The 19,287-nt window shown below is 70.9% G+C and carries 20 protein-coding genes; 8 read left to right on the top strand and 12 right to left on the bottom strand.

Features of this window, described 5'->3' with window-relative positions; translation table 11 throughout:
• Nucleotides 1-57 precede the first annotated feature (57 nt).
• A complete protein-coding gene (locus OP79_RS40675; RefSeq protein ID WP_051745401.1) occupies nucleotides 58-861 on the bottom strand; it encodes a hypothetical protein in 804 nt (267 codons plus the stop codon).
• A gap of 1 nt (nucleotide 862) precedes the next feature.
• Nucleotides 863-1,423, bottom strand: coding sequence for a sigma-70 family RNA polymerase sigma factor (locus tag OP79_RS40670; protein ID WP_425428674.1), 561 nt, complete (start codon nucleotides 1,421-1,423; stop codon nucleotides 863-865).
• Between the two features lie 200 nt (nucleotides 1,424-1,623).
• On the opposite strand from OP79_RS40670, the gene OP79_RS40665 reads away from it, so the two are divergent.
• Nucleotides 1,624-2,640: an aspartate-semialdehyde dehydrogenase gene (locus OP79_RS40665; protein ID WP_033327997.1), complete on the top strand. Its 1,017-nt coding sequence runs from the start codon at nucleotides 1,624-1,626 to the stop codon at nucleotides 2,638-2,640.
• A 53-nt stretch (nucleotides 2,641-2,693) separates the two neighbouring features.
• Here OP79_RS40665 and OP79_RS52720 read toward each other — a convergent pair whose 3' ends face one another.
• The 3 genes from OP79_RS52720 to OP79_RS40655 all read right to left on the bottom strand — a co-directional run bounded on the left by OP79_RS52720 (nucleotide 2,694) and on the right by OP79_RS40655 (nucleotide 4,042).
• A complete protein-coding gene (locus tag OP79_RS52720; protein ID WP_106972606.1) occupies nucleotides 2,694-2,882 on the bottom strand; it encodes a hypothetical protein in 189 nt (62 codons plus the stop codon).
• Nucleotides 2,879-3,442 carry a Uma2 family endonuclease gene (locus OP79_RS50760; RefSeq protein WP_051745399.1) on the bottom strand — a complete coding sequence of 188 codons (564 nt, stop codon included), beginning with the start codon at nucleotides 3,440-3,442 and terminating at the stop codon, nucleotides 2,879-2,881. Before OP79_RS50760 ends, OP79_RS52720 begins: the two co-directional genes overlap by 4 nt.
• A gap of 123 nt (nucleotides 3,443-3,565) precedes the next feature.
• A complete protein-coding gene (locus OP79_RS40655) occupies nucleotides 3,566-4,042 on the bottom strand; it encodes a DUF1203 domain-containing protein (RefSeq protein ID WP_033327996.1) in 477 nt (158 codons plus the stop codon).
• 124 nt (nucleotides 4,043-4,166) lie between these two features.
• On the opposite strand from OP79_RS40655, the gene pepN reads away from it, so the two are divergent.
• On the top strand, nucleotides 4,167-6,746 hold the full coding sequence (gene pepN / locus OP79_RS40650; RefSeq protein ID WP_033327995.1) for an aminopeptidase N: 2,580 nt from the start codon (nucleotides 4,167-4,169) through the stop codon (nucleotides 6,744-6,746).
• Between the two features lie 55 nt (nucleotides 6,747-6,801).
• Here the strand turns inward: pepN and OP79_RS40645 are convergent, their stop codons facing one another.
• Together OP79_RS40645 and OP79_RS40640 are read right to left on the bottom strand one after the other, a co-directional pair.
• Nucleotides 6,802-8,067 (bottom strand): M14 family zinc carboxypeptidase, encoded by a 1,266-nt coding sequence (locus tag OP79_RS40645; protein ID WP_033327994.1) that lies wholly within the window; start codon nucleotides 8,065-8,067, stop codon nucleotides 6,802-6,804.
• Nucleotides 8,068-8,204: 137 nt separating this feature from the next.
• Nucleotides 8,205-9,170: an EamA family transporter gene (locus OP79_RS40640; protein WP_051745397.1), complete on the bottom strand. Its 966-nt coding sequence runs from the start codon at nucleotides 9,168-9,170 to the stop codon at nucleotides 8,205-8,207.
• 138 nt (nucleotides 9,171-9,308) lie between these two features.
• Between OP79_RS40640 and OP79_RS40635 the strand changes: the two genes are divergently transcribed.
• Nucleotides 9,309-9,827: a MarR family winged helix-turn-helix transcriptional regulator gene (locus OP79_RS40635; protein WP_033327993.1), complete on the top strand. Its 519-nt coding sequence runs from the start codon at nucleotides 9,309-9,311 to the stop codon at nucleotides 9,825-9,827.
• Between the two features lie 19 nt (nucleotides 9,828-9,846).
• On the opposite strand, the gene OP79_RS40630 is transcribed toward OP79_RS40635, so the two are convergent.
• From OP79_RS40630 to OP79_RS40620, 3 genes are all read right to left on the bottom strand, one after another.
• Entirely contained in the window at nucleotides 9,847-10,143 is a 297-nt protein-coding gene (locus OP79_RS40630) for a hypothetical protein (protein WP_033327992.1), read from the bottom strand.
• Between the two features lie 270 nt (nucleotides 10,144-10,413).
• On the bottom strand, nucleotides 10,414-12,549 hold the full coding sequence (gene malQ, locus OP79_RS40625) for a 4-alpha-glucanotransferase (protein ID WP_033327991.1): 2,136 nt from the start codon (nucleotides 12,547-12,549) through the stop codon (nucleotides 10,414-10,416).
• Nucleotides 12,549-12,833 carry a hypothetical protein gene (locus OP79_RS40620; RefSeq protein ID WP_033327990.1) on the bottom strand — a complete coding sequence of 95 codons (285 nt, stop codon included), beginning with the start codon at nucleotides 12,831-12,833 and terminating at the stop codon, nucleotides 12,549-12,551. Before OP79_RS40620 ends, malQ begins: the two co-directional genes overlap by 1 nt.
• A 213-nt stretch (nucleotides 12,834-13,046) precedes the next feature.
• Here OP79_RS40620 and OP79_RS40615 point away from each other — a divergent pair, with 213 nt between their 5' ends.
• From OP79_RS40615 to OP79_RS40605, 3 genes are read left to right on the top strand one after another with little or no spacing between them, the layout of a single operon-like run.
• Nucleotides 13,047-13,580, top strand: coding sequence for a PadR family transcriptional regulator (locus tag OP79_RS40615; RefSeq protein ID WP_033327988.1), 534 nt, complete (start codon nucleotides 13,047-13,049; stop codon nucleotides 13,578-13,580).
• Entirely contained in the window at nucleotides 13,577-14,290 is a 714-nt protein-coding gene (locus tag OP79_RS40610) for an ABC transporter ATP-binding protein (RefSeq protein ID WP_033327986.1), read from the top strand. The genes OP79_RS40615 and OP79_RS40610 overlap by 4 nt, the downstream gene beginning before the upstream one ends.
• Entirely contained in the window at nucleotides 14,287-15,654 is a 1,368-nt protein-coding gene (locus OP79_RS40605; protein WP_033327984.1) for an FtsX-like permease family protein, read from the top strand. Before OP79_RS40610 ends, OP79_RS40605 begins: the two co-directional genes overlap by 4 nt.
• A gap of 245 nt (nucleotides 15,655-15,899) precedes the next feature.
• On the opposite strand, the gene OP79_RS40600 is transcribed toward OP79_RS40605, so the two are convergent.
• Complete coding sequence (locus tag OP79_RS40600) at nucleotides 15,900-16,436, bottom strand: HNH endonuclease (protein WP_033327982.1); 537 nt, start codon at nucleotides 16,434-16,436, stop codon at nucleotides 15,900-15,902.
• Between the two features lie 289 nt (nucleotides 16,437-16,725).
• Here OP79_RS40600 and OP79_RS40595 point away from each other — a divergent pair, with 289 nt between their 5' ends.
• A complete protein-coding gene (locus OP79_RS40595) occupies nucleotides 16,726-17,817 on the top strand; it encodes a mechanosensitive ion channel family protein (protein WP_033327980.1) in 1,092 nt (363 codons plus the stop codon).
• Nucleotides 17,818-17,906: 89 nt separating this feature from the next.
• Here OP79_RS40595 and OP79_RS40590 read toward each other — a convergent pair whose 3' ends face one another.
• A complete protein-coding gene (locus OP79_RS40590) occupies nucleotides 17,907-18,431 on the bottom strand; it encodes a cysteine hydrolase family protein (RefSeq protein WP_033327978.1) in 525 nt (174 codons plus the stop codon).
• 133 nt (nucleotides 18,432-18,564) lie between these two features.
• Between OP79_RS40590 and OP79_RS40585 the strand changes: the two genes are divergently transcribed.
• A complete protein-coding gene (locus OP79_RS40585; protein ID WP_033327976.1) occupies nucleotides 18,565-19,164 on the top strand; it encodes a TetR/AcrR family transcriptional regulator in 600 nt (199 codons plus the stop codon).
• Nucleotides 19,165-19,287 lie beyond the last annotated feature (123 nt).

Here is a 19,287-nt window from a genome sequence, read left to right as displayed (position 1 = left end):
GTACGACTGTGGGCGGGCGTCCGGTGGGTAACCGGGCGCCCGCCCCTTTTGTTGCCGTCAGCCGCCGTTCTGCTGTGGGGCCGGGCACTTCAGCCCCTGTGCCCCGGGCAGCGCGTCCAGAATGCCCTTGCGGGCGTCGCCGACACCCCAGCCGGTCTCCCAGTCCTGCCGGTCCTGCGGGTACACCGGCACCCTGACCAGGGTGTACGTACCGACCTTCAGGTCCTGCCTCGCACTGGCGAGCAGCGTGACGGTGATCGTCGGGTGGTCCGTCACCGACTGCTCGGGCCGGTAGTAGCGCTTCACCTTCAGTGCGACGCGTACGTTCCCGTCGGCAGTGGGTGTGATGCTCTGTACGGTCCCCTCGACGAGGACCTTCGAGCACGCGATGTGCATCTCGGGTGAGTACATGTCCTTGCCGTCCGCGGCCGTGTCGTCGCCGCTGCCGGTTTCGGCCCGGCCGGCGCCGGAATCGGCGGAGCTCGCGCCGGCGTCACCCCCGCCACCATTTTGGACGCCGAGCCATACGAGCCCGCCGAGCAGCGTGGTGCCCATGGCGACCACGAGGGCGCCCAGGGCGAGGCCGGCGTAGCGCCGGGGCTGCCATGATCGCGCGGCGCGTCTGGGCGGCTTCGCCGTCCTGGCCGGCGCGGGTTCCGCCTGGGACCGCTCGCTCTCCGCGGCCAGCGCGTCCCCCATGAACAGCAGCTGCTCGCGCAGCGCCGCCACGTCCGCCTTCGCCGACCGGTGCTCCGCCATGAACTCCGGATCGTCCAGGGCCTCTTGGGGCAGCGGTTCATCGGTGATCGCGGCCAGCAGCGCGTCGGTTCGCGCATCGCCTTCGCCCTCGTACTCGGCCACGTCACACCACCTCGTCCTCGTGCAGGCGGGCGCGCAGCGCGCGGACCGCCGTGTGCAGCCTGCTCTTGACCGTGCCCTCCGGGATGCCGAGCTCCTCGGCGATCCCGCGGACCGGCAGATCGGCGTAGAAGCGCAGGACGAGGATCTGCCGCTGGGCGTCGGGCAGCTCGTCCAGGCCCTGGGCCACGGCGAGCGAGAGCACCTTCGTGTCGTCGCCCGAGGCGTCCACATGGTCCAACTGCCGCAGGGCGGCGAGACGTTCCCCGATCCGTTCCTGGCGGCGCCTGGCCCGGTGCCAGTCCATCGCCAGGTTCGACGCCACGACCGCCGCCCACGCGGACACGTCGCGCGGAGCCTCCGCCCCGCGCGCGGCCCGCTCCAGGAGCCGCAGGCGGACCTGCTGCACCCCGTCCGGCAGGTCCGCCTGCGGTACGCCGCCGAGCGCGAGCACCGCTCGCACCCGGCGTTCCTGGGCCGCGTCCAGCGGATCGTCCGCCGGAGCGTCGCTCCCCAGGCCATCGCTCCCCTGGCCGCGGCGGCTTTTTCTGCGCAGCACAGCCACCCCTCCCCTCGCCCTGCCTCTACGACGCCGGTGCGGGCCAAAACGTTCGGCCGAGACGTACGTCACGTCGTGCGGGCGCACACCGTCCCACTCCTCGGGCAGGAGCACAAAGGATTGGACAGGCGGGCCGGGGTGGGACGCATGATGGAACGCCGCCCATCGACGCACAGCACAGCTATGCACAGGCAGAGGGAGTCGCCGTGAAGGTAGGAATCGTCGGAGCCACCGGTCAGGTCGGCACGGTCATGCGCAGGATCCTCGTGGAGCGGGACTTCCCCGTCTCGGAGCTGCGTCTGTTCGCCTCGGCCCGCTCGGCCGGGTCGGTACTCGACGGTGTGACGGTGGAAGACGCTTCCACGGCGGACTACTCCGGCCTGGACATCGTGCTCTTCTCGGCGGGCGGCGCGACCTCGCGGGCGCTGGCCGAGAAGGTCGCCTCGCAGGGCCCGGTCGTGATCGACAACTCCTCCGCCTGGCGCAAGGACCCGGACGTACCCCTGGTGGTGTCCGAGGTGAACCCGCACGCCATCGTGAACCGCCCCAAGGGGATCATCGCGAACCCGAACTGCACGACGATGGCCGCGATGCCGGTACTGAAGCCGTTGCATGAGGCGGCGGGCCTTGAGGCGCTGGTCGTCGCCACGTACCAGGCGGTGTCGGGTTCCGGCCTCGCGGGCGTGGCCGAGCTGCACGGCCAGGCGCAAAAGGTGATCGCGGACGCGGACAAGCTGACGCACGACGGTTCGGCGGTCGACTTCCCCGAGCCGCAGGTCTACAAGCGCCCCATCGCCTTCAACGTCCTCCCCCTGGCGGGCTCGATCGTCGACGACGGCCTGAACGAGACGGACGAGGAGCAGAAGCTCCGCAACGAGTCCCGCAAGATCCTGGAGATCCCGGCGCTGAAGGTCTCCGGCACCTGCGTACGAGTCCCGGTCTTCTCCGGCCACTCCCTCCAGGTGAACGCCCGCTTCGCGCGTCCGCTGAGCGTGGAGCGCGCGACGGAGCTGTTGGCAGGCGCCCCGGGTGTCGCCCTGTCCGATATCCCGACCCCCCTCCAGGCCGCCGGCCAGGACCCGTCCTTCGTAGGCCGCATCCGCACGGACGAGACGGTGGAAAACGGCCTCGCCCTGTTCGTCTCGAGCGACAACCTCCGCAAGGGCGCTGCGCTGAACGCGGTGCAGATCGCGGAGCTGGTGGCGGCGGAACTCAAGGGCTGACGCCTGCCCGTACGAGGAGCGGGGCGGCCACCGTACGGTGACCGCCCCGCTCCTCATTCCTCGCGCTGACTCAGCTCGTGTCCACGAATGCGAGCCACGTTCTCGGCCCGCATCCTGGCCCGGTCAAGCCGGGCCTGGGCGGAATCCAGCTCCGGATAGCGCTCGAACGCCTCGGCACGTACCTCGCGCCAGGATCGCCCCTTGTCTGCTCCGCCGGCGTCCGGCTTTCCCGAACCACTCATCGGCGAGGCTTCGGCGGATAGAGCTTGAACTGCGTGGTGTCCAGGCTGAAGCCGAACGGATCCGGAAGCTCGATGGGGTCACCGAAGGCGAACGGGTCCGATGTGCGGTAGCGGAGCTTGTGCGGATCCGGATCGGAGCACAGCTCCATGCTGCCGTCGTTCGGGTCGACGAGCAGGTAGAGCGGGATCTCGCTCATCGCGTACCACATGCGCTTCTTGATGTAGTCGCTGTCCTTGTCCGTCGAGACCACCTCGACGACCAGGTCGACGCGGTCGGCGGGCAGCGGGTTCCGGTTGTCCGCGATCTTCTCGAAGGTCGTGACGGTCAGGTCGGCCTTCGGCTCGAAGCCAGGTGAGCCGGAGATCAGGGTCTGCCCAGGCAAGGCGTCCCAGTCCCTCTGTCCGAGCTGCGCGGCCAGGTGGGACACGATGCGATTGTGGAAGGGCGCCGCGGATGCCCGCATGACGATCTTCCCATCGATGAGCTCGATCCTGAGCTGGTCGAGTTCGGGCAGCGTCTCCAGGAAGCGCAGCAGTTCGTGCCAGGTTTCGCTTCGCATGCCCCCTCCTTCCGGACCGGAGCGTAGAGGCGGCGGTGTCCCAGTGATCCACAGCAACTGCATTACCGCACTATCGAGTGAACGCGAGGTGGCGTGGAAGGATGGCGAAACCCGCCTACCCCATCAGTCTCGGCGCACCTCGTAGAGGAAGCACCCGTACTCCACGGCCCGCACATGGACGAGCGCCACCTCCGGGTCCGTGAACGCTTCCGCGAAGGCCTCGTCGAAGCTCTCCGACGAGTCCACGAGCCGCCCGCCGAGAATGCGGCCCTCCGCCGAGTAGCGCCGCAGGACGCGGTGAGCGCCGGTGAAGGGGTGGCCGGTCGAGTCGGGGCCGCCGCAATCGTCGGCGTGGACGAAGACCGGACCTCGTTCGTCGTACGCCCCCGGGTCGGCGCCCGTTTCCGCCGCCCAGCGGCGCAGCGGGGCGTACGAGAGGAGGGCGATCCGTTCCCCCGGCTCGCTGCGGCGCAGGCAGCAGCGGAGTGGGGCTCCGCCCTCGTCGTCCACGAAGGGGGCCATCGGACGGCCCGCGTCGTCCGTGGCGCGCAGCTCCTTCAGGGCGGCCGGTTCGATGGGACGTGCGTGATAGCTGGTCATGCAGTCCAGGCTGACCTCCGCCCGGCCAGGGCACCGGCGGGAAACGGACATCGCCTTACACACAGCTCCCGTGGAAGGATGGCTGAACCGTTACATACGAGGACCGCACCGAGGAGATGACCGCGTGCCTGGCACAAACCTGACCCGTGAAGAGGCGCAGCAGCGGGCGAAGCTGCTCACCGTTGACTCGTACGAGATCGATCTCGACCTCTCCGGCGCGCAGGAGGGAGGCACCTTCCGGTCCGTGACCACCGTGCGCTTCGACTCGGTCGAGAACGGCGCGCAGTCCTTCATCGATCTGGTGGCCCCGACCGTCCACGAGGTCACCCTCAACGGTGACCACCTCGATGCGGACGAGGTCTTCAAGGACTCGCGTATCGCCCTCCCGGGCATCCTCGATGGCCGCAACGTCCTGCGGGTCGTCGCCGACTGCGCGTACACCAACACCGGTGAGGGACTGCACCGGTTCGTCGACCCCGTCGACCAACAGGCCTACCTCTACACGCAGTTCGAGGTCCCGGACGCCCGCCGCGTGTTCGCGTCCTTCGAGCAGCCCGACCTGAAGGCCACCTTCCAGTTCACCGTGAAGGCGCCCACGGGCTGGACCGTCATCTCCAACTCGCCGACGCCCGAGCCCAAGGACGACATCTGGATCTTCGAGCCGACGCCGAGGATCTCCTCGTACATCACCGCGCTGATCGTCGGCCCGTACCACAGCGTCCACAGCGTGTACGAGAAGGACGGGCAGACCGTCCCGCTCGGCATCTACTGCCGGCCCTCCCTCGCCGAGTACCTGGACTCGGACGCGATCTTCGAGGTCACGCGGCAGGGCTTCGAGTGGTTCCAGGAGAAGTTCGACTACGCGTACCCGTTCAAGAAGTACGACCAGCTCTTCGTGCCGGAGTTCAACGCGGGCGCGATGGAGAACGCGGGCGCGGTCACCCTCCGCGACCAGTACGTCTTCCGGTCGAAGGTGACGGACGCGGCGTACGAGATGCGCGCCTCGACGATCCTGCACGAGCTGGCGCACATGTGGTTCGGCGACCTCGTGACCATGGAGTGGTGGAACGACCTGTGGCTGAACGAGTCGTTCGCCACCTACGCCGAGGCCGCCTGCCAGGCGTACCACCCCGACAGCCGGTGGCCGCACTCGTGGACCACCTTTGCGAACCAGATGAAGACGTGGGCGTACCGCCAGGACCAGCTCCCGTCCACGCACCCGATCATGGCCGAGATCCGCGACCTGGACGACGTCCTCGTCAACTTCGACGGCATCACGTACGCGAAGGGCGCGAGCGTACTGAAGCAGCTCGTCGCGTACGTCGGGATGGACGAGTTCTTCCGGGGCGTGCAGGCGTACTTCAAGGCGCACGCGTACGGGAACACGCGGCTGTCCGACCTTCTCGGCGCGCTGGAGGAGACCAGCGGGCGTGACCTGGGGAACTGGTCCGAGAAGTGGCTCCAGACCGCCGGTATCAACATCCTCCGTCCCGAGATCGAGACCGACGCGAACGGCGTCATCACCTCCTTCGCCATCCGCCAGGAGGCCCCGGCCCTGCCCGCGGGCGCGAAGGGTGAGCCGACGCTGCGCCCGCACCGCATCGCGATCGGCCTCTACGACCTCGACGACGACAGCGGCAAGTTGCTGCGTGATGAGCGTGTCGAGCTGGACGTCGACGGTGAACTGACCGCCGTCCCGCAGCTGGTGGGCAAGCGCCGCCCGGCCGTCGTACTGCTCAACGACGACGACCTCTCGTACGCGAAGGTCCGCCTCGACGAGCAGTCGCTGGCCTTCGTCACGGAGCACCTGGGCGACTTCGAGGCGTCCCTCCCCCGCGCCCTGTGCTGGGCCTCGGCCTGGGACATGACGCGCGACGCGGAGCTCGCCACCCGCGACTACCTCTCGCTGGTGCTGTCCGGCATCGGCAAGGAGTCCGACATCGGCGTGGTGCAGTCGCTGCACCGCCAGGTGAAGCTGGCCCTCGACCTGTACGCGGACCCTGCCTGGCGCGAGAGCGGCCTGACCCGCTGGACCGTGGCCGCGCTGGAGCACCTGCGTGCGGCCGAGCCCGGCAGCGACCACCAGCTGGCCTGGGCGCGCGCCTTCGCGGCGACGGCCCGTACGCCCGAGCAGCTGGATCTCCTGGAGGGGCTGCTCAGCGGCAGCGAGACCATCGAGGGGCTGGCCGTGGACACCGAGCTGCGCTGGACGTTCGTGCAGCGGCTCGCGGCGGCGGGCCGGTTCGACGAGGCGGAGATCACCGCCGAGTACGAGCGGGACAAGACGGCCGCCGGTGAGCGCCACGCGACGACCGCGCGGGCCTCCCGTCCGACCGAGGCGGCGAAGGCGGAGGCCTGGGCCTCGGTCGTCGAGTCCGACAAGCTGCCGAACGCCGTGCAGGAAGCGGTGATCGGCGGCTTCGTGCAGACCGACCAGCGCGAACTGCTCGCCCCGTACACGGAGAAGTTCTTCGCGGCGGTCAAGGACGTCTGGGAGTCCCGCTCCCACGAGATGGCCCAGCAGATCGCGGTCGGCCTCTACCCGTCCATCCAGGTCTCCCAGGACACCCTGGACAAGACGGACGCCTGGCTCGCCTCCGCCGAGCCCAACGCGGCGCTGCGCCGGCTGGTCTCGGAGTCCCGCTCGGGCGTGGAGCGTGCGCTGAAGGCGCAGGCGGCGGACGCGGCTTCCGCGCAGGAGTAGTAGCCAGTAGTCCGTACGCGGTTGGGGGCGCTCGGTGCCGTACCGGGCGCCCCCTTCACGTCTCCAGGAGCTGCCCTGCCAGCCGGAGCATGGTGCGGGTGTGCAGCGCGGTCTGACGGTGGACCGGCACCCAGCGGGCGTCGAACGTGGCGTCCAGCTCGCGGCTCCAGTCGCTCACCAGGGCGTCGAGGGCCTCGATGGCGGCCGTACCCGTCGCCGCCTCGCCGAAGGCACCCCGCATCATCGCCGCCGCGCGCAGCGGGATGCGGCGGGCCGCGATGCCGAGGGAGACGGAATTGCCGACGGTGGTGGCGAGTCCGGCGTCGCCGAGGCCACGGGCGTCATGCGTGGTCCAGGTGTCGACCACGCCGGGGCTGATGTCCATGAGCTCGCGGGCGGCCGTGTAGAACGGCAGACGGGCGGGGTCCCGGGGCGGCCGGTCGGCCAACGGGCCGAGTACTTCCTCCAGTTGCTTGGAACGGCTGAGCAGGAGTTCCGAGGCACGGTCGATCTCCCGTCCGGGGTCGGCGACGCGGCTCGGGTCGCTCACGGCCGCCACGCTCCACAGGGGCGCCTCGACGACGGCCGACACGGTGCCGTGCCGCAACGGGTACGTCCAGGTGGAACGGGAGGTGTAGCCGGACGGGTCGCGTTCGTCGGCCGGGCTGCCGTCGGGTCGTACGAGCACGCCGGGGCTGTCGACGAACCAGCCCATACCGTCGAACGGCCGGTATTCCAGGGGTATTTCGAGCTCCGCCACTACGGCACGGAAGGCGTCCGGTGCGCCGGGCACGGGACGGGTGAGTTGCAGGAACGATCCGCCTGCTTCGACCCCGTGCAGCGAGAACTGCACGACGGGACACAGCTCGTCGAGGAGCCGGGTGAGCGCACGGGACTCCGGCAGGGCCGGACGCGGATCGGCCTCGACGGGCGGAAACTCCGGCTGCCCGGCGAAGGCGGGCCGGTAGAAACCCCGGTAGTACTCCTCCAGCGTGGGCCGCTCGGCGAACCGGCGCTCGACGAGGGCGGCACCGTCCGGATCCAGGCAGAGCAGGAAGTGCCAGGTGCAGTCCCACTCTTCGAGGACACGGGGGGCGCGTACGAACTCCTCGGCAAGGGCCAGCGCGGACACCCCGCCCACGGGCTCATTGGCATGCGCCCCGGCCACCGCGAGCACCTGCCGCTCGCCACGCCCGACGGACAGCACCCAGAGCGGCCGCCCGGCCCGCGACTCCCCGACGCTCCGCATCCGCACCACCCCGGGACGGGCCACCACCATCGCCCGCGCCGCCCGCGTCAGCTCGTCGACAGTGAGGATCACGCCCCCAACTCCTCACTTCCGCACGGATATCGAGCGTTCATGACGGCCACTGAGGATCCCCCCGCTCGAACGAAGTCGAGAGTGGGGGAGGTCCGAGGTCACCGCCTCGTCAAGGCTCAAGGTGCCGGGTCAGGGAGTCAAGGGCGCGGTGCGGGGGAGCGGAGGGGTCGTTGGGGCTGGTGCGACGCAAGCACCGAGCCACTCGGGGGCACTCCCACTCGCTCGCGGATCTTCGTACGCGGCCCGAGCTGACCCGCCACCGTTGCCGCGAACGCCAGTGCCATGCCCGCCAGTTGTACGGGACCGAGCGACTGACCGAGCGCGGCCCAGCCGACGACGGCCGCGGTCAGCGGTGAGAGCGGGCCGAGGAAGGTGACCTGGGTGGCGGCGAGGCGGCCTATGCCGCGGAACCAGAGCCAGTACGCCACCGCCGTGTTGGCCAGCGCGAGATAGAGGTAGCCGCCGATCGCCCGGCCGTCGAGCGCGGGCGGCGCCCCCTCGACGAGCAGCGCCACCGGCGCGATCAGCAGGCCGCCCGCGGTCAACTGCCAGCCGGTGAGCGCCAACGGGCCCACGCCCTCCGGCCGCCCCCACCTCTTGGTGAGCACCGTCCCGGCGGACATCGACGCGGTCGCGGCGAGCGCCGCCACGACCCCTATGACGTCCAGCGCACCCGTCGCCTTGAGCACGACGAGGCTGACGCCGAGGGCCGCCGCGATGCCGGTGAGGAGCGTACGGACAGTCGGGCGCTCGCCGAGCAGGACCGCCGCGAGGCCCGCGACGAACAGCGGGCCGACGGAGCCGACGACCGCCGCCAGTCCGCCGGGCAGGCGGTACGCGGAGAGGAAGAGCAGCGGGAAGAAGGCACCGATGTTCAGCGCGCCCAGGACCGCCGCCTTCCACCACCACACGCCGCTCGGCAGCTTGCGGGCGACGGCGAGCAGCACGAGCCCGGCGGGCAGGGCCCGCACCAGGCCGGTGAACAGGGGGCGGTCGGCCGGCAGGAACTCCGTGGTGACGGCGTAGGTGGTGCCCCAGGAGATGGGGGCCAGGGCGGTGAGGGCGATGGTGAGGGGAGCGGCGAGCGTGGTGGGGCGGTTCATGACCGGCTCCAGGGGGCGGCGGGCAGCGCGAGTGGCAGGGCAGGCTGAAGCAGCTTGGCCGTAAGTAGCTTAGCTCTAAGCTACTTTCCGTCAAGCTACTTTCTTGCGAGCGACCGACCCGGCACGGATACTCGCCCCATGAGCAGCACGCCCAAGACCCCCCGGGACGCCGTCGACGCGATCATCGACCAGTGGGCCGTCGTACGGCCCGATCTGGACACGGCCGCGATGGAGGTGTTCGGCCGCGTCTACCAGCTCTCGCGGACGATGGGCGACCGGATGGACAAGGCGTACGCCCGGTTCGGGATCTCGCGTGGCGAGTTCGACGTACTCGCCACGCTCCGGCGGTCCGGCGCCCCGTACACCCTCTCGCCCCGCCGGCTCTCGGACACGCTGATGCTGACCACCGGTGGCATGACGGGGCGGCTCGACAAGCTGGAACGGGCCGGCCTGCTGCGCCGGTCCCCCGACCCCCACGACCGCCGGGCCCTCCACGTCACGCTCACGAACAAGGGCCTGGCGATGGTCGACGAAGCGGTCGAGGCCGGGCTCGCCCTCCAGACGGAGGCGCTGTCGGCGCTCGACGAAGAACAGGCCGGCCAACTGGCCGACCTGTTGCGTCAGTTGCTCGCGGGCACGGTCAGCCCACGGCCTTAGCCATCGAAGAGGACCGAGGTCAGGAAGCCTGCACCTGATCCTCGCCCTGCATCCTGCCCTGCGCCTTGCCCCCGGGCTTCGGCTTCGGCTGCCGGTCCGTCGACTTGTCCAGGACCATGGTCAGCCCGGCGATGACCGCGAAGAGCGCGATCGGCGCCACGACAAAGAGGCCCAGCGTCTCGACGACGCTCAGGCCCGGGCCGGGGTCGTCGCCGTCGTCGCGGGCCAGCGCGAGGGCGGGGGACGACATGAGCAGCATCATCAGCGTCGTACCGGCTGCCACGGCGCCGGCTCGCAGGGCGTTCTTCTTGTCCACGGGGCCACGGTAACGAACGGTTCGGGCGGGCGCTTGCGCGGGGTGCCCGTCGGGGGGTTTCTTTCCCCAGGCCCGCCCCTTCCCGGCTGTATCAATGTGCGGCTCCGCCGCGTGAGGGGGCTGCGCCCCCAGGCCCCCGCCAGGGGGTGGTGGGTGACAGTCGTGTCGCGGCTGCGGGTTCGTGGGTGGTTGGTCGCGCAGTTCCCCGCGCCCCTTAAGGGCGCGGCTCGAACCCCGGCGTCACGCAGCACCCTCCGCACACGCCAGCCTTCACGCGCCACCCGGCGCCCGCCCTCGCACCACATCCAGCAAGGCATGCAGCCGAGGCGAAGCAGCCAGTTCCTCCAGCGTCACCGGGCGGCCCTCCGCGTCGGCGATCGGGAGGCGCCAGTTCGGGTACTGGTCCCAGGTGCCGGGGACGTTCTGGGGGCGGCGGTCGCCGACCGTGTCCGGGAGCCAGATGCCGATCATGCGGGCCGGGGTGCGGAGCAGGAAGCGGTGGACGGCCTGGATCTCGGCTTCTTCCGAGACGGCGGCTCCGCCGCCCAGGCCGTCGAGGAGGCCCAGGCGGGCCAGCAGGGTCAGCCACTCCCCCGCGTCCGCGGCGGCTTCGGCGCGTTCCTCCTCCAGGGGGCGGGTCAACAGGCCCAGGCTGTCGCGGAGTTCGACGTGGTCGCCGGTGAGGCGGGCCGCGGTGGACGGCAGGTCGTGGGTGGTGGCGGTGGCGAGGCAGTCGGCGCGCCAGCGTTCGGGCGGCAGGGGCAGACCGTCGCCCTCCCAGTCGCGCTCGAACCACAGCACGGACGTGCCGAGCACGCCTCGCTCGTGCAGCGTGTCGCGGACGCCCGGTTCGACGGTGCCGAGGTCCTCGCCGATCACCAGCGCTCCGGCGCGCGAGGCCTCCAGTACGAGAATCGCGAGCATGGCTTCAGCGTCGTAACGGACGTACGTCCCTTCCGTCGGCGCCTCGCCCTGCGGAACCCACCAGAGCCGGAACAGGCCCATGACGTGGTCGATGCGCAGGGCGCCGGCGTACCGGAACAGGGCGCGCAGCAGGTGGCGGTAGGGGGCGTAGCCGGAGTCGGCGAGCCGGTCGGGGCGCCAGGGGGGCAGGCCCCAGTCCTGGCCACGGGCGTTGAAGGCGTCGGGGGGCGCGCCGACGGACATGCCCGCCGCGAAGTACTCCTGTTGCGCCCAGGCGTCGGCGCCGCCGGGATGCACGCCGACCGCGAGGTCGTGCACGAGTCCGACGGGCATGCCCGCGTCGCGCGCGCTGCGCTGGGCGGTGGCGAGCTGGCTGTCGGTGAGCCAGACGAGACGGCTGTGGAAGTCGATGCGGTCGATCAACTCGGTCCGGGCGCGGGCGGTTTCGGGCGAGCGGGGATCACGCAGGCCGGCCGGCCAGTTGTGCCAGTCGGAGCCGTGTCTCTCCGCGAGCGCGCACCAGGTGGCGTGGTCCTCGAGGGCCTCGCCCTCCTCGGCGAGGAAGTCGCAGTAGGCGGCGCGCCGTCCGGGCCCGAGCGGCACGTCGCGTACGAGCTCCAGGGCTTCGCGCTTGAGTGCCCATACGGCGTCGCGGTCGATCAACGCGCCTTTGTGGAGCACGGATTCACGCAGCCGGTCGGCCCGCTCCAGCAGCGTACGAACCCGGTCGCGGTCCTCGACGTACGCGAATTCCGGGATGTCCTCGACGCGCAGATGCACCGGGTCGGGGAAGCGGCGCGAGGAGGGGCGGTACGGGGAGGGGTCGGTGGGCTCACCCGGCACGGCCACGTGCAGCGGGTTGACCTGCACGAATCCGGCGCCGAGCACCCGCCCTGCCCAGGCCGTCAGTTCGGCGAGGTCTCCGAGGTCGCCCATGCCCCAGGAGCGACGGGAGAGGAGGGAGTAGAGCTGGACGAGCAGTCCGTACGTACGTCCCGGAGGCGCCGGCAGCCGGGACGGGGCGACCACGAGGTGGGCGCGGGCGGTGCGGCCGTCGGGGGCGGTGGCCTCCAACTCGTGGATGCCGTATGGGAGTTGCTCGGCCGAGGCACGGGTCTCGCCCTGCTCGGTGCGGATCCGCAGGCGGGTACCCGCGGGCAGTGCGGTGAGCGCGGCCGGCAGCGGACCGCCCGGGCGCCCGGCCCGGGCGGTGGGCGCGGGGTCGTCCGCCGCGGGTTCCCGGTCGCCGATCACGGCCGGGGCTCCGCCCCAGCACACCACCGTCGGCGGCAGCAGCCGCTCCCGCAGCTCCGTCTCGCGGGCCGCGAGCGACCTCTGGACGGCGTCCGGAGTCCGGGCGTCCACGCCCAGCGCGCCGAGGACGGCGATCACCGCCGAGTCCGAGGCCTCGACCGTACGGTCCGGGGACGGGCTGTAGGAGGTGGCGACGCCGTGCAACGCGGCGAGCCGGGACAGCGGCATCAGACCCCCGGGAAGTCCAGGCCGGCGGCGGCGCCCGTGGAGGTGGGCTCGCTCGTCAGGGGGGCGGCGTCGGCGAGGGGCGGTTCGCTGGTGAGGGGTTCGGCGTCGGGCAGCGGCGGCTCACTGGTCAGTGGAGCCTCGGCGCAGGGGCCCTCGGCGCTGAAGGCGCAAAGGTGCAGGTCGGGGTCGGCGGGCAGGCCCGCCAGGCGTTTGGAGGGGTCCTCCAGGCGGTCTCCGGGGCGTTTGGACAGGGCCGAGAGCAGAAGCGGTGCCGGTGCGGCCACGAGGGCCTCCTTGGAGATGTCGAAAGTGCGGGGTCAGGGGCCCCATACCCAGCGGGCGCGGACACAGACGTAAACGAGTGGGCAACGTGTTGGTGTTCACATTCTCTCCCGGATCCGGGGTTACTACCGAGGATCTTTTTGTCGGGCCGAGTCTTGGGCGGATTTCCTGCCTGCTATTCACTCAGTACATATACCGGGTACATACTGGCCCCCATGAGCACCCGCCACATCCTGCTGGGGCTGCTCGCCGGTGGGCCGAGCCATGGCTACGACCTCAAGCGACGGCACGACGAACGTTTCCCGCAGGCCCGCCCGCTGGCCTACGGGCAGGTCTACACGACCCTGCAACGCCTGGTCCGCGACGGCCTCGCCGAGGTCGACGGCACCGACTCCGCCGGCGGCCCGGAGCGGACGCGGTACCGGTCGACCGACGAGGGAGCCCGTGAACTGGCCAAGTGGGCGGGCGAGATCACCCCGCCCGCCCCCTTCGTGACGAACGAGATCTTCGCCAAGGTCGTCTGCGCGATCCTCGCCTCGACGGACCCGGCCGACTACCTGCGCGCCCAGCGCGCCGCACACATGGAGCGGATGCGGCAGCTCACGGCGGTCAAGACCGCCACGGGCACCGATCTCGCGACGGTCCTCTCGGCCGACTACGCCCTGTCCCATCTCGACGCCGACCTGCGCTGGATGAACACCACCGCCGCCCGGCTCACCACACTGACCGCGGAGGTCGACGCAGCATGAGTAACGAAGTGCCGCTCCTGGCGGCCCGTGCCCTCACCAAGGCACACGGCAGAACGCAGGCGCTGCGCGGCGCCACGATCGAACTGCGCGCCGGCGAGATCCTCGCCGTCACCGGCACCAGCGGCAGCGGAAAGTCCACGCTCCTGCACTGCCTGGCCGGGATCGTCCGCCCCGACGAGGGCTCGGTGGTCTACGACGGGCGGCGCCTGGACCAACTGCCGGAGAAACAGCTCAGCGAGCTGCGGCGTACGGAGTTCGGGGTGGTGTTCCAGTTCGGGCAGCTCATCCCGGAGCTGACCGCGATCGACAACGTGGCGCTGCCGCTGATGCTCGCGGGAGTACGGCGGACCGAGGCGCACAAGCGGGCGGGCGAATGGCTGGAGCGGTTCGGCGTACGCGGCCAGGAGGAGCTGCGACCGGGCGAGATGAGCGGCGGTCAGGCCCAACGGGTGTCGATGGCACGGGCGTTGGTGACCGGCCCGAAGGTCGTCTTCGCCGACGAGCCGACCGGTGCTCTCGATTCCCTGGCGAGCGAGCAGGTGATGACGGCGCTGGTGCACACCGTCCGGGAGTCCGGCACGGCCGTGCTGCTCATCACGCACGACGCGCAGGTGGCGGCGTACGCGGACCGTGAGGTGGAGTTGCGGGACGGGACTGTCGTCTCCGAGGCCGGCGCCGACGGCCACGCCGTGGTGGAGGTGTCCCGATGAGGGCCGACCTGCGGCTTGCGTGGCTGCTGACACGGGGGTCGGACCGACAGGAGTGGTGGCGGGTCACGCTGACGGCGGTGGGGGCGCTGCTCGCGACGGGGTTCGCGCTCGGGGCCGTCGTGCTCGGCTCGCTCCAGGGGCAGTATTCGGTGTCGTTCGGCGGCGGGCTGCTGGGCAACCCCAGCAACCGTTCCGGTGTGATCATCGCGCTGGTGCTCCTGCTCGTGCCAGTACTCGGGTTCCTCGGGCAGTGCGCCCGCATCGGGGCCGTGCACCGCGACCGGCGGCTGGCGGCCCTGCGGCTCGCCGGGGCCACATCACGTCAGGTGCGGCGGATCACGGCGCTGGAGGCGGGCCTGACCTGCCTGGTCGGATCGGCGGTCGGGACGGTCTTCTGCGTGCTGATGATGCTGCGCGTGTGGACTGAGCCCACCGCCCTGGCCTGGGCGGGAATCACCCTGGTGACGTTCGCCGTGCCAGCGCTGGGTGCGCTGGTGAGCGCCCTGTCGCTGCGCCGCGTGGTGTCCTCGCCGCTCGGCTGGGTACGCAGGGTGAGGCCGACACGGCGCCCGGGGCGCTCGTTCCTGGTGGGGGCGCTGCTGATCATGGTCCTGACGCTTCCCGTCTTCGTCAGTCCGTACCTGGACATGGGCAGAGGCAGGCCGATCCAGATCGCCACGGCCCCGCTGCTGGTGTTCGCCCTAGTGCTGGTGACCGGCGTGGGCGCGGTGTGGCTCTCCGGTGCCTCGGCCCGCCTGGTGGGCCGGCGCCTCGCGGCCCGTACCGAGGACCCGGCGGTGCTGATCGCGGCGGAACGGCTGCGCGACGACCCCTGGGCCGGCGCCCGCACCCACGCGGCCGTGCTCCTGGTGACGGTGGTGGGTATGGGCTTCATGGGCATACAGCAGATGTTCCTTGACGCCGTGCACCATCCGCAGGAAGGCCTGCCCTACGACCCCGAGTACGTGGCCTTCTACACCACCGGCGTCAACCTCGCGGGCGCCGCCGTCCTGGTCGCGCTGGTGATCAGCCTGAGCGGTCTCGCCGTGGGCACCGCCGAGTCGCTCGCCACCCGGCGCCGGGGGCTCGCCGCGCAGGCCGCTGTCGGCGTACCGCAGAAGGTGCTCGGTCGGGCGCTGCTGCTCGAGACCGCGCTGCCGCTGGCCCCCGCGATGCTGCTCGCGGGCATCGGCGGTACGGCGGTGTACATCGCATACGGAGTGATCGTCGACGCCAGGGCCATCCCGATACTGCTGCCGCTGCTCGTACCCGTGGCCGTCTACACGGCCTGCCTGCTCGCCGCGGCGACCTCACTCCCGCTGCTGCGGCGCTCGGTCCGGCCGGGCGAGCTGCGCTACACGTAGCGCGGCGTGACCATACGGCTCGGCATGGCTCGGCTCTCCGGGAGGCACGAGGGGACTTCCCGGAGAGCCGTGACGCCGCGTGACGCGCCCCGAAGGGGCGCGGGGCTGTGACATATGCGGCTCCGCCGCGCGGGCGCGACCAGCCACGACGGACCTGCGGTCGCCCATGAACCGAACCCACCCTCCCGGTGGGCGCACCCGCGCGGCCCGGCGGAGCGCTTACGCAATACGAAGGCCCGGATTCGTCAGGCAGAAATGCCGTCGATCCGGGCCATCGCGTCCTCCGCGCCGTACGGCTGCAAGTACGGCAGCCAGCGCGGGTCCCTATGCCCGGTTCCGATGATGCGCCAGGCCAGTCCCGAGGGCGGGGCGGGTTTGTGGCGCAGCCGCCAGCCGATCTCGAAGAGATGGCGGTCGGCTTTGACGTGGTTGCAGCGGCGGCAGGACGCCACCACGTTGTCCCAGACGTGCTGACCCCCGCGGGAGCGCGGGACGACGTGGTCGACGCTGGTTGCGACGCCACCGCAGTACATGCACCGGCCGCCGTCGCGGGCGAACAGTGCCCGACGGGTCAGCGGAACGGGCCCCCGGTAAGGGACCCGTACGAACCTCTTCAGCCGGACCACGCTGGGTGCGGGGACAGTAACGGTCGCGCTGTGCATGAAGGCGCCGGATTCCTCGAGGCAGACAGCCTTGTTCTCGAGGACGAGGACGAGCGCGCGGCGGAGCGGTACGACGCCGAGTGGCTCGTACGACGCGTTGAGGACCAGGACATGCGGCACGGATGCCTCCTTGTACGCCGGCGGCGCGTGGCTCGCGCCGGGACGATCTGTAGTCAGTCTCCCCTCATGCCTGGTGGAAGCGCCACCATGTCCCGGTAACGGGCTGGGAGTGTTTTCGACCACACCGTCTTCACTTCCCCGTGTTCATCCCCAGGTGAGCACAGTCTCTCCCGCGAACTTTGCGGCGATCCACACATGGTGCCCCGTTAGTGTGTTGAGTCTGTCCGTCCGGTGACCCTCTTGTGACCCCCATGCCGCGGGCGGGCCGCTACGCCTGGAGGTACCTGCAGTGTTCTTGTCCGTCCTGTCGATCGCCGAGCCCTCGGACGAACCATCGGCGCCATCGCTCCAGGACGCCCAGGAAAGCGCGACCGAGGCCGCGAGCTGGGTGGAGCAGAACTGGTCGACGTGGCTCAGCATCGGGCTCAGAGTCCTGCTGATCATCGTGATCGCGGGCGTCCTGAGAGTGATGATCCGGCGGGCCATCACCAAGCTGATAGACCGCATGAACCGCACCGCCCAGGCTGTCGACGGCACCGCCCTTGGCGGTCTCCTCGTCAACGTCGAGCGCCGCCGTCAGCGTTCCCAGGCCATCGGTTCGGTACTGCGCTCGGTCGCGTCCTTCCTGATCCTGGGCACGGCCGGACTGATGATCCTCGGCACGTTCGAGATCAACCTGGCCCCACTGCTGGCGTCGGCGGGTGTGGCGGGCGTCGCGATCGGTTTCGGCGCGCGCAACCTCGTCACCGACTTCCTCTCCGGCGTCTTCATGATCTTGGAGGACCAGTACGGCGTCGGCGACACGGTCGACGCGGGCGTCGCCTCCGGCGAGGTCATCGAGGTGGGCCTGCGCGTGACGAAGCTCCGCGGCGACAACGGCGAGATCTGGTACGTCCGCAACGGCGAGGTCAAGCGCATCGGCAACCTCTCCCAGGGCTGGGCCACGGCCGGCGTCGACGTCACGGTCCGCCCCGACGAGGACCTCGACGTCGTCAAGGCCAAGATCCTCGAGGTCGGCGAGACGATGAGCAAGGAAGAGCCCTGGAACGAGCGCCTCTGGGGCCCGATCGAGGTCCTCGGCCTCGACAGCGTGCTCCTGGACTCCATGGTCGTCCGCGTCTCGGCGAAGACGATGCCCGGAAAGGCCCTGTCCGTGGAGCGCGAGCTGCGCTGGCGCATCAAGAAGGCCTTCGACGCGGCCGGCATCCAGATCGTGGGCGGCCTCCCACTCCAGCCGGACACCGAGGTCTCCGCCGGCGACCCGACGGCAGGCATGGCCCCTCCGTCGGCGTACGCGAACACGTCGTCCCCGCAGGCCCAGGCGGCTACGCCGCTCACGCCTGCACCGGCGGCTTCGGGTTCGCCGAACGTAGCGAAATAGCGGCCTGTACGAGGACGGCGGCGCCCGGAGGGTTCTGGGCGCCGCTTCGTCGTCTGCACGGCGACCGCGTAATGGCGAGGTCACTTCGGTCACGGGCGAAGGTCGGTGATCTCGGTCGGTTTCACCACGCCGGCGATGCGCCACAGCCCGATCCAGCTCTCCGGGAAGACGGACTCGTCGAGCAGCGCGGAATGGACCTGCGGGTCGGGGTCGGCGCAGGCGTCGGCGCAGACGGCGACCTCGTAGCCGACGTCGTACGCCCACCGGGCGGTGGACAGTACCGTCCCCGACGTCGCCACACCGGCGATGATGATCCGGCCGACGCCGGATGCGCGCAGCAGCTCGTGCAGGTTGGTGGTGGCGAACGCTCCGAGGGTGCTCTTGCCCAGCACGGGTTCGTCCCCGACGGGCGCCAGAAGCGGGTGGATCTGATCGCGCATCGCCTCGTGGAGGACATGGAACACGGGCAGCCCCGCGGCCCGGGCCAACGCCATGGCGTTCGACGCCTGCTCCGCGACGGCGGCGTCGTGGCTGAAGTTCTCGACGATGTAGGTCGCGAAGTCCAGCGCGAGGAAAGCCGTACGCGTCTTTACTTCTTGGTCGGCCAGGATCATCAGATCTCCAATGTGAGGGAGCGGGGTGCCGCGGACCGTAATCGGAGACTGCGCCCCGGTTACGGTGGCGCTAGCATAACCGGAGACATCGCCCCGCTTCGAGCGGACGGACCGACTGAGGAAGGAGCCCTACATGGCGGCGGAGAACCGCCCCTTGCGCGCCGACGCCCGCCGCAACCGGGACCGGCTCCTCGAGGTGGCGAGGCAGGCTTTCGCCACCGAGGGGCTGTCCGTCTCGTTGGATGAGCTCGCGCGCCGGGCCGGAGTGGGCCCGGGCACCCTCTACCGTCACTTCCCCACCAAAGAGGCGCTCTTCGAGGCCGTGGTCCACGAGCGCCTCCGGCGCCTTGTCGACGAGGCCCGAACCCTGTCGTCCCGCGCCGACGACCCCGGAGCGGCCCTGTTCACAATCCTCAACCGCATCGTGGCCGACGCCGCGGAGAAGGCCGACCTCATCGAGGCCCTGGCCGGCGCCGGCGTCGAGGTCCGGACAACGGTCTCCGCGACAGCCGCCGACCTCCGCCACGAGATCGGCCACATCCTCGCCCGCGCCCAGGACGACGGCACGGTCCGCGCCGACATCGACACCGCCGACCTCATGGCGGTCCTGGGCGGCGTACTCCTCGCCCTGCGCCACCCCGCCAACAAAGCCGCGGATCCACGGCGCTCCCTGGCGATCGTGCTCGACGGCTTGCGAGCCGCACCACGGGGAGACCAGGAGTCCGCCGACTGAGGGCCACGTCCTGTGGCGGCCCCAGCTAGTGCCCCGGCAGGCAACGTTCGCCCCGTCGCGACGCCCGGCACGCCCTCTCGCCGCACCGGGCACAAGCCCAAGTACGTCCAGTACGAGGGCTTG

The organism is Streptomyces yerevanensis, assembly GCF_000716805.1.
In the GTDB taxonomy this organism is placed as follows: domain Bacteria; phylum Actinomycetota; class Actinomycetes; order Streptomycetales; family Streptomycetaceae; genus Streptomyces; species Streptomyces flaveus.
This window is presented reverse-complemented; position numbering and strand designations above follow the sequence as displayed.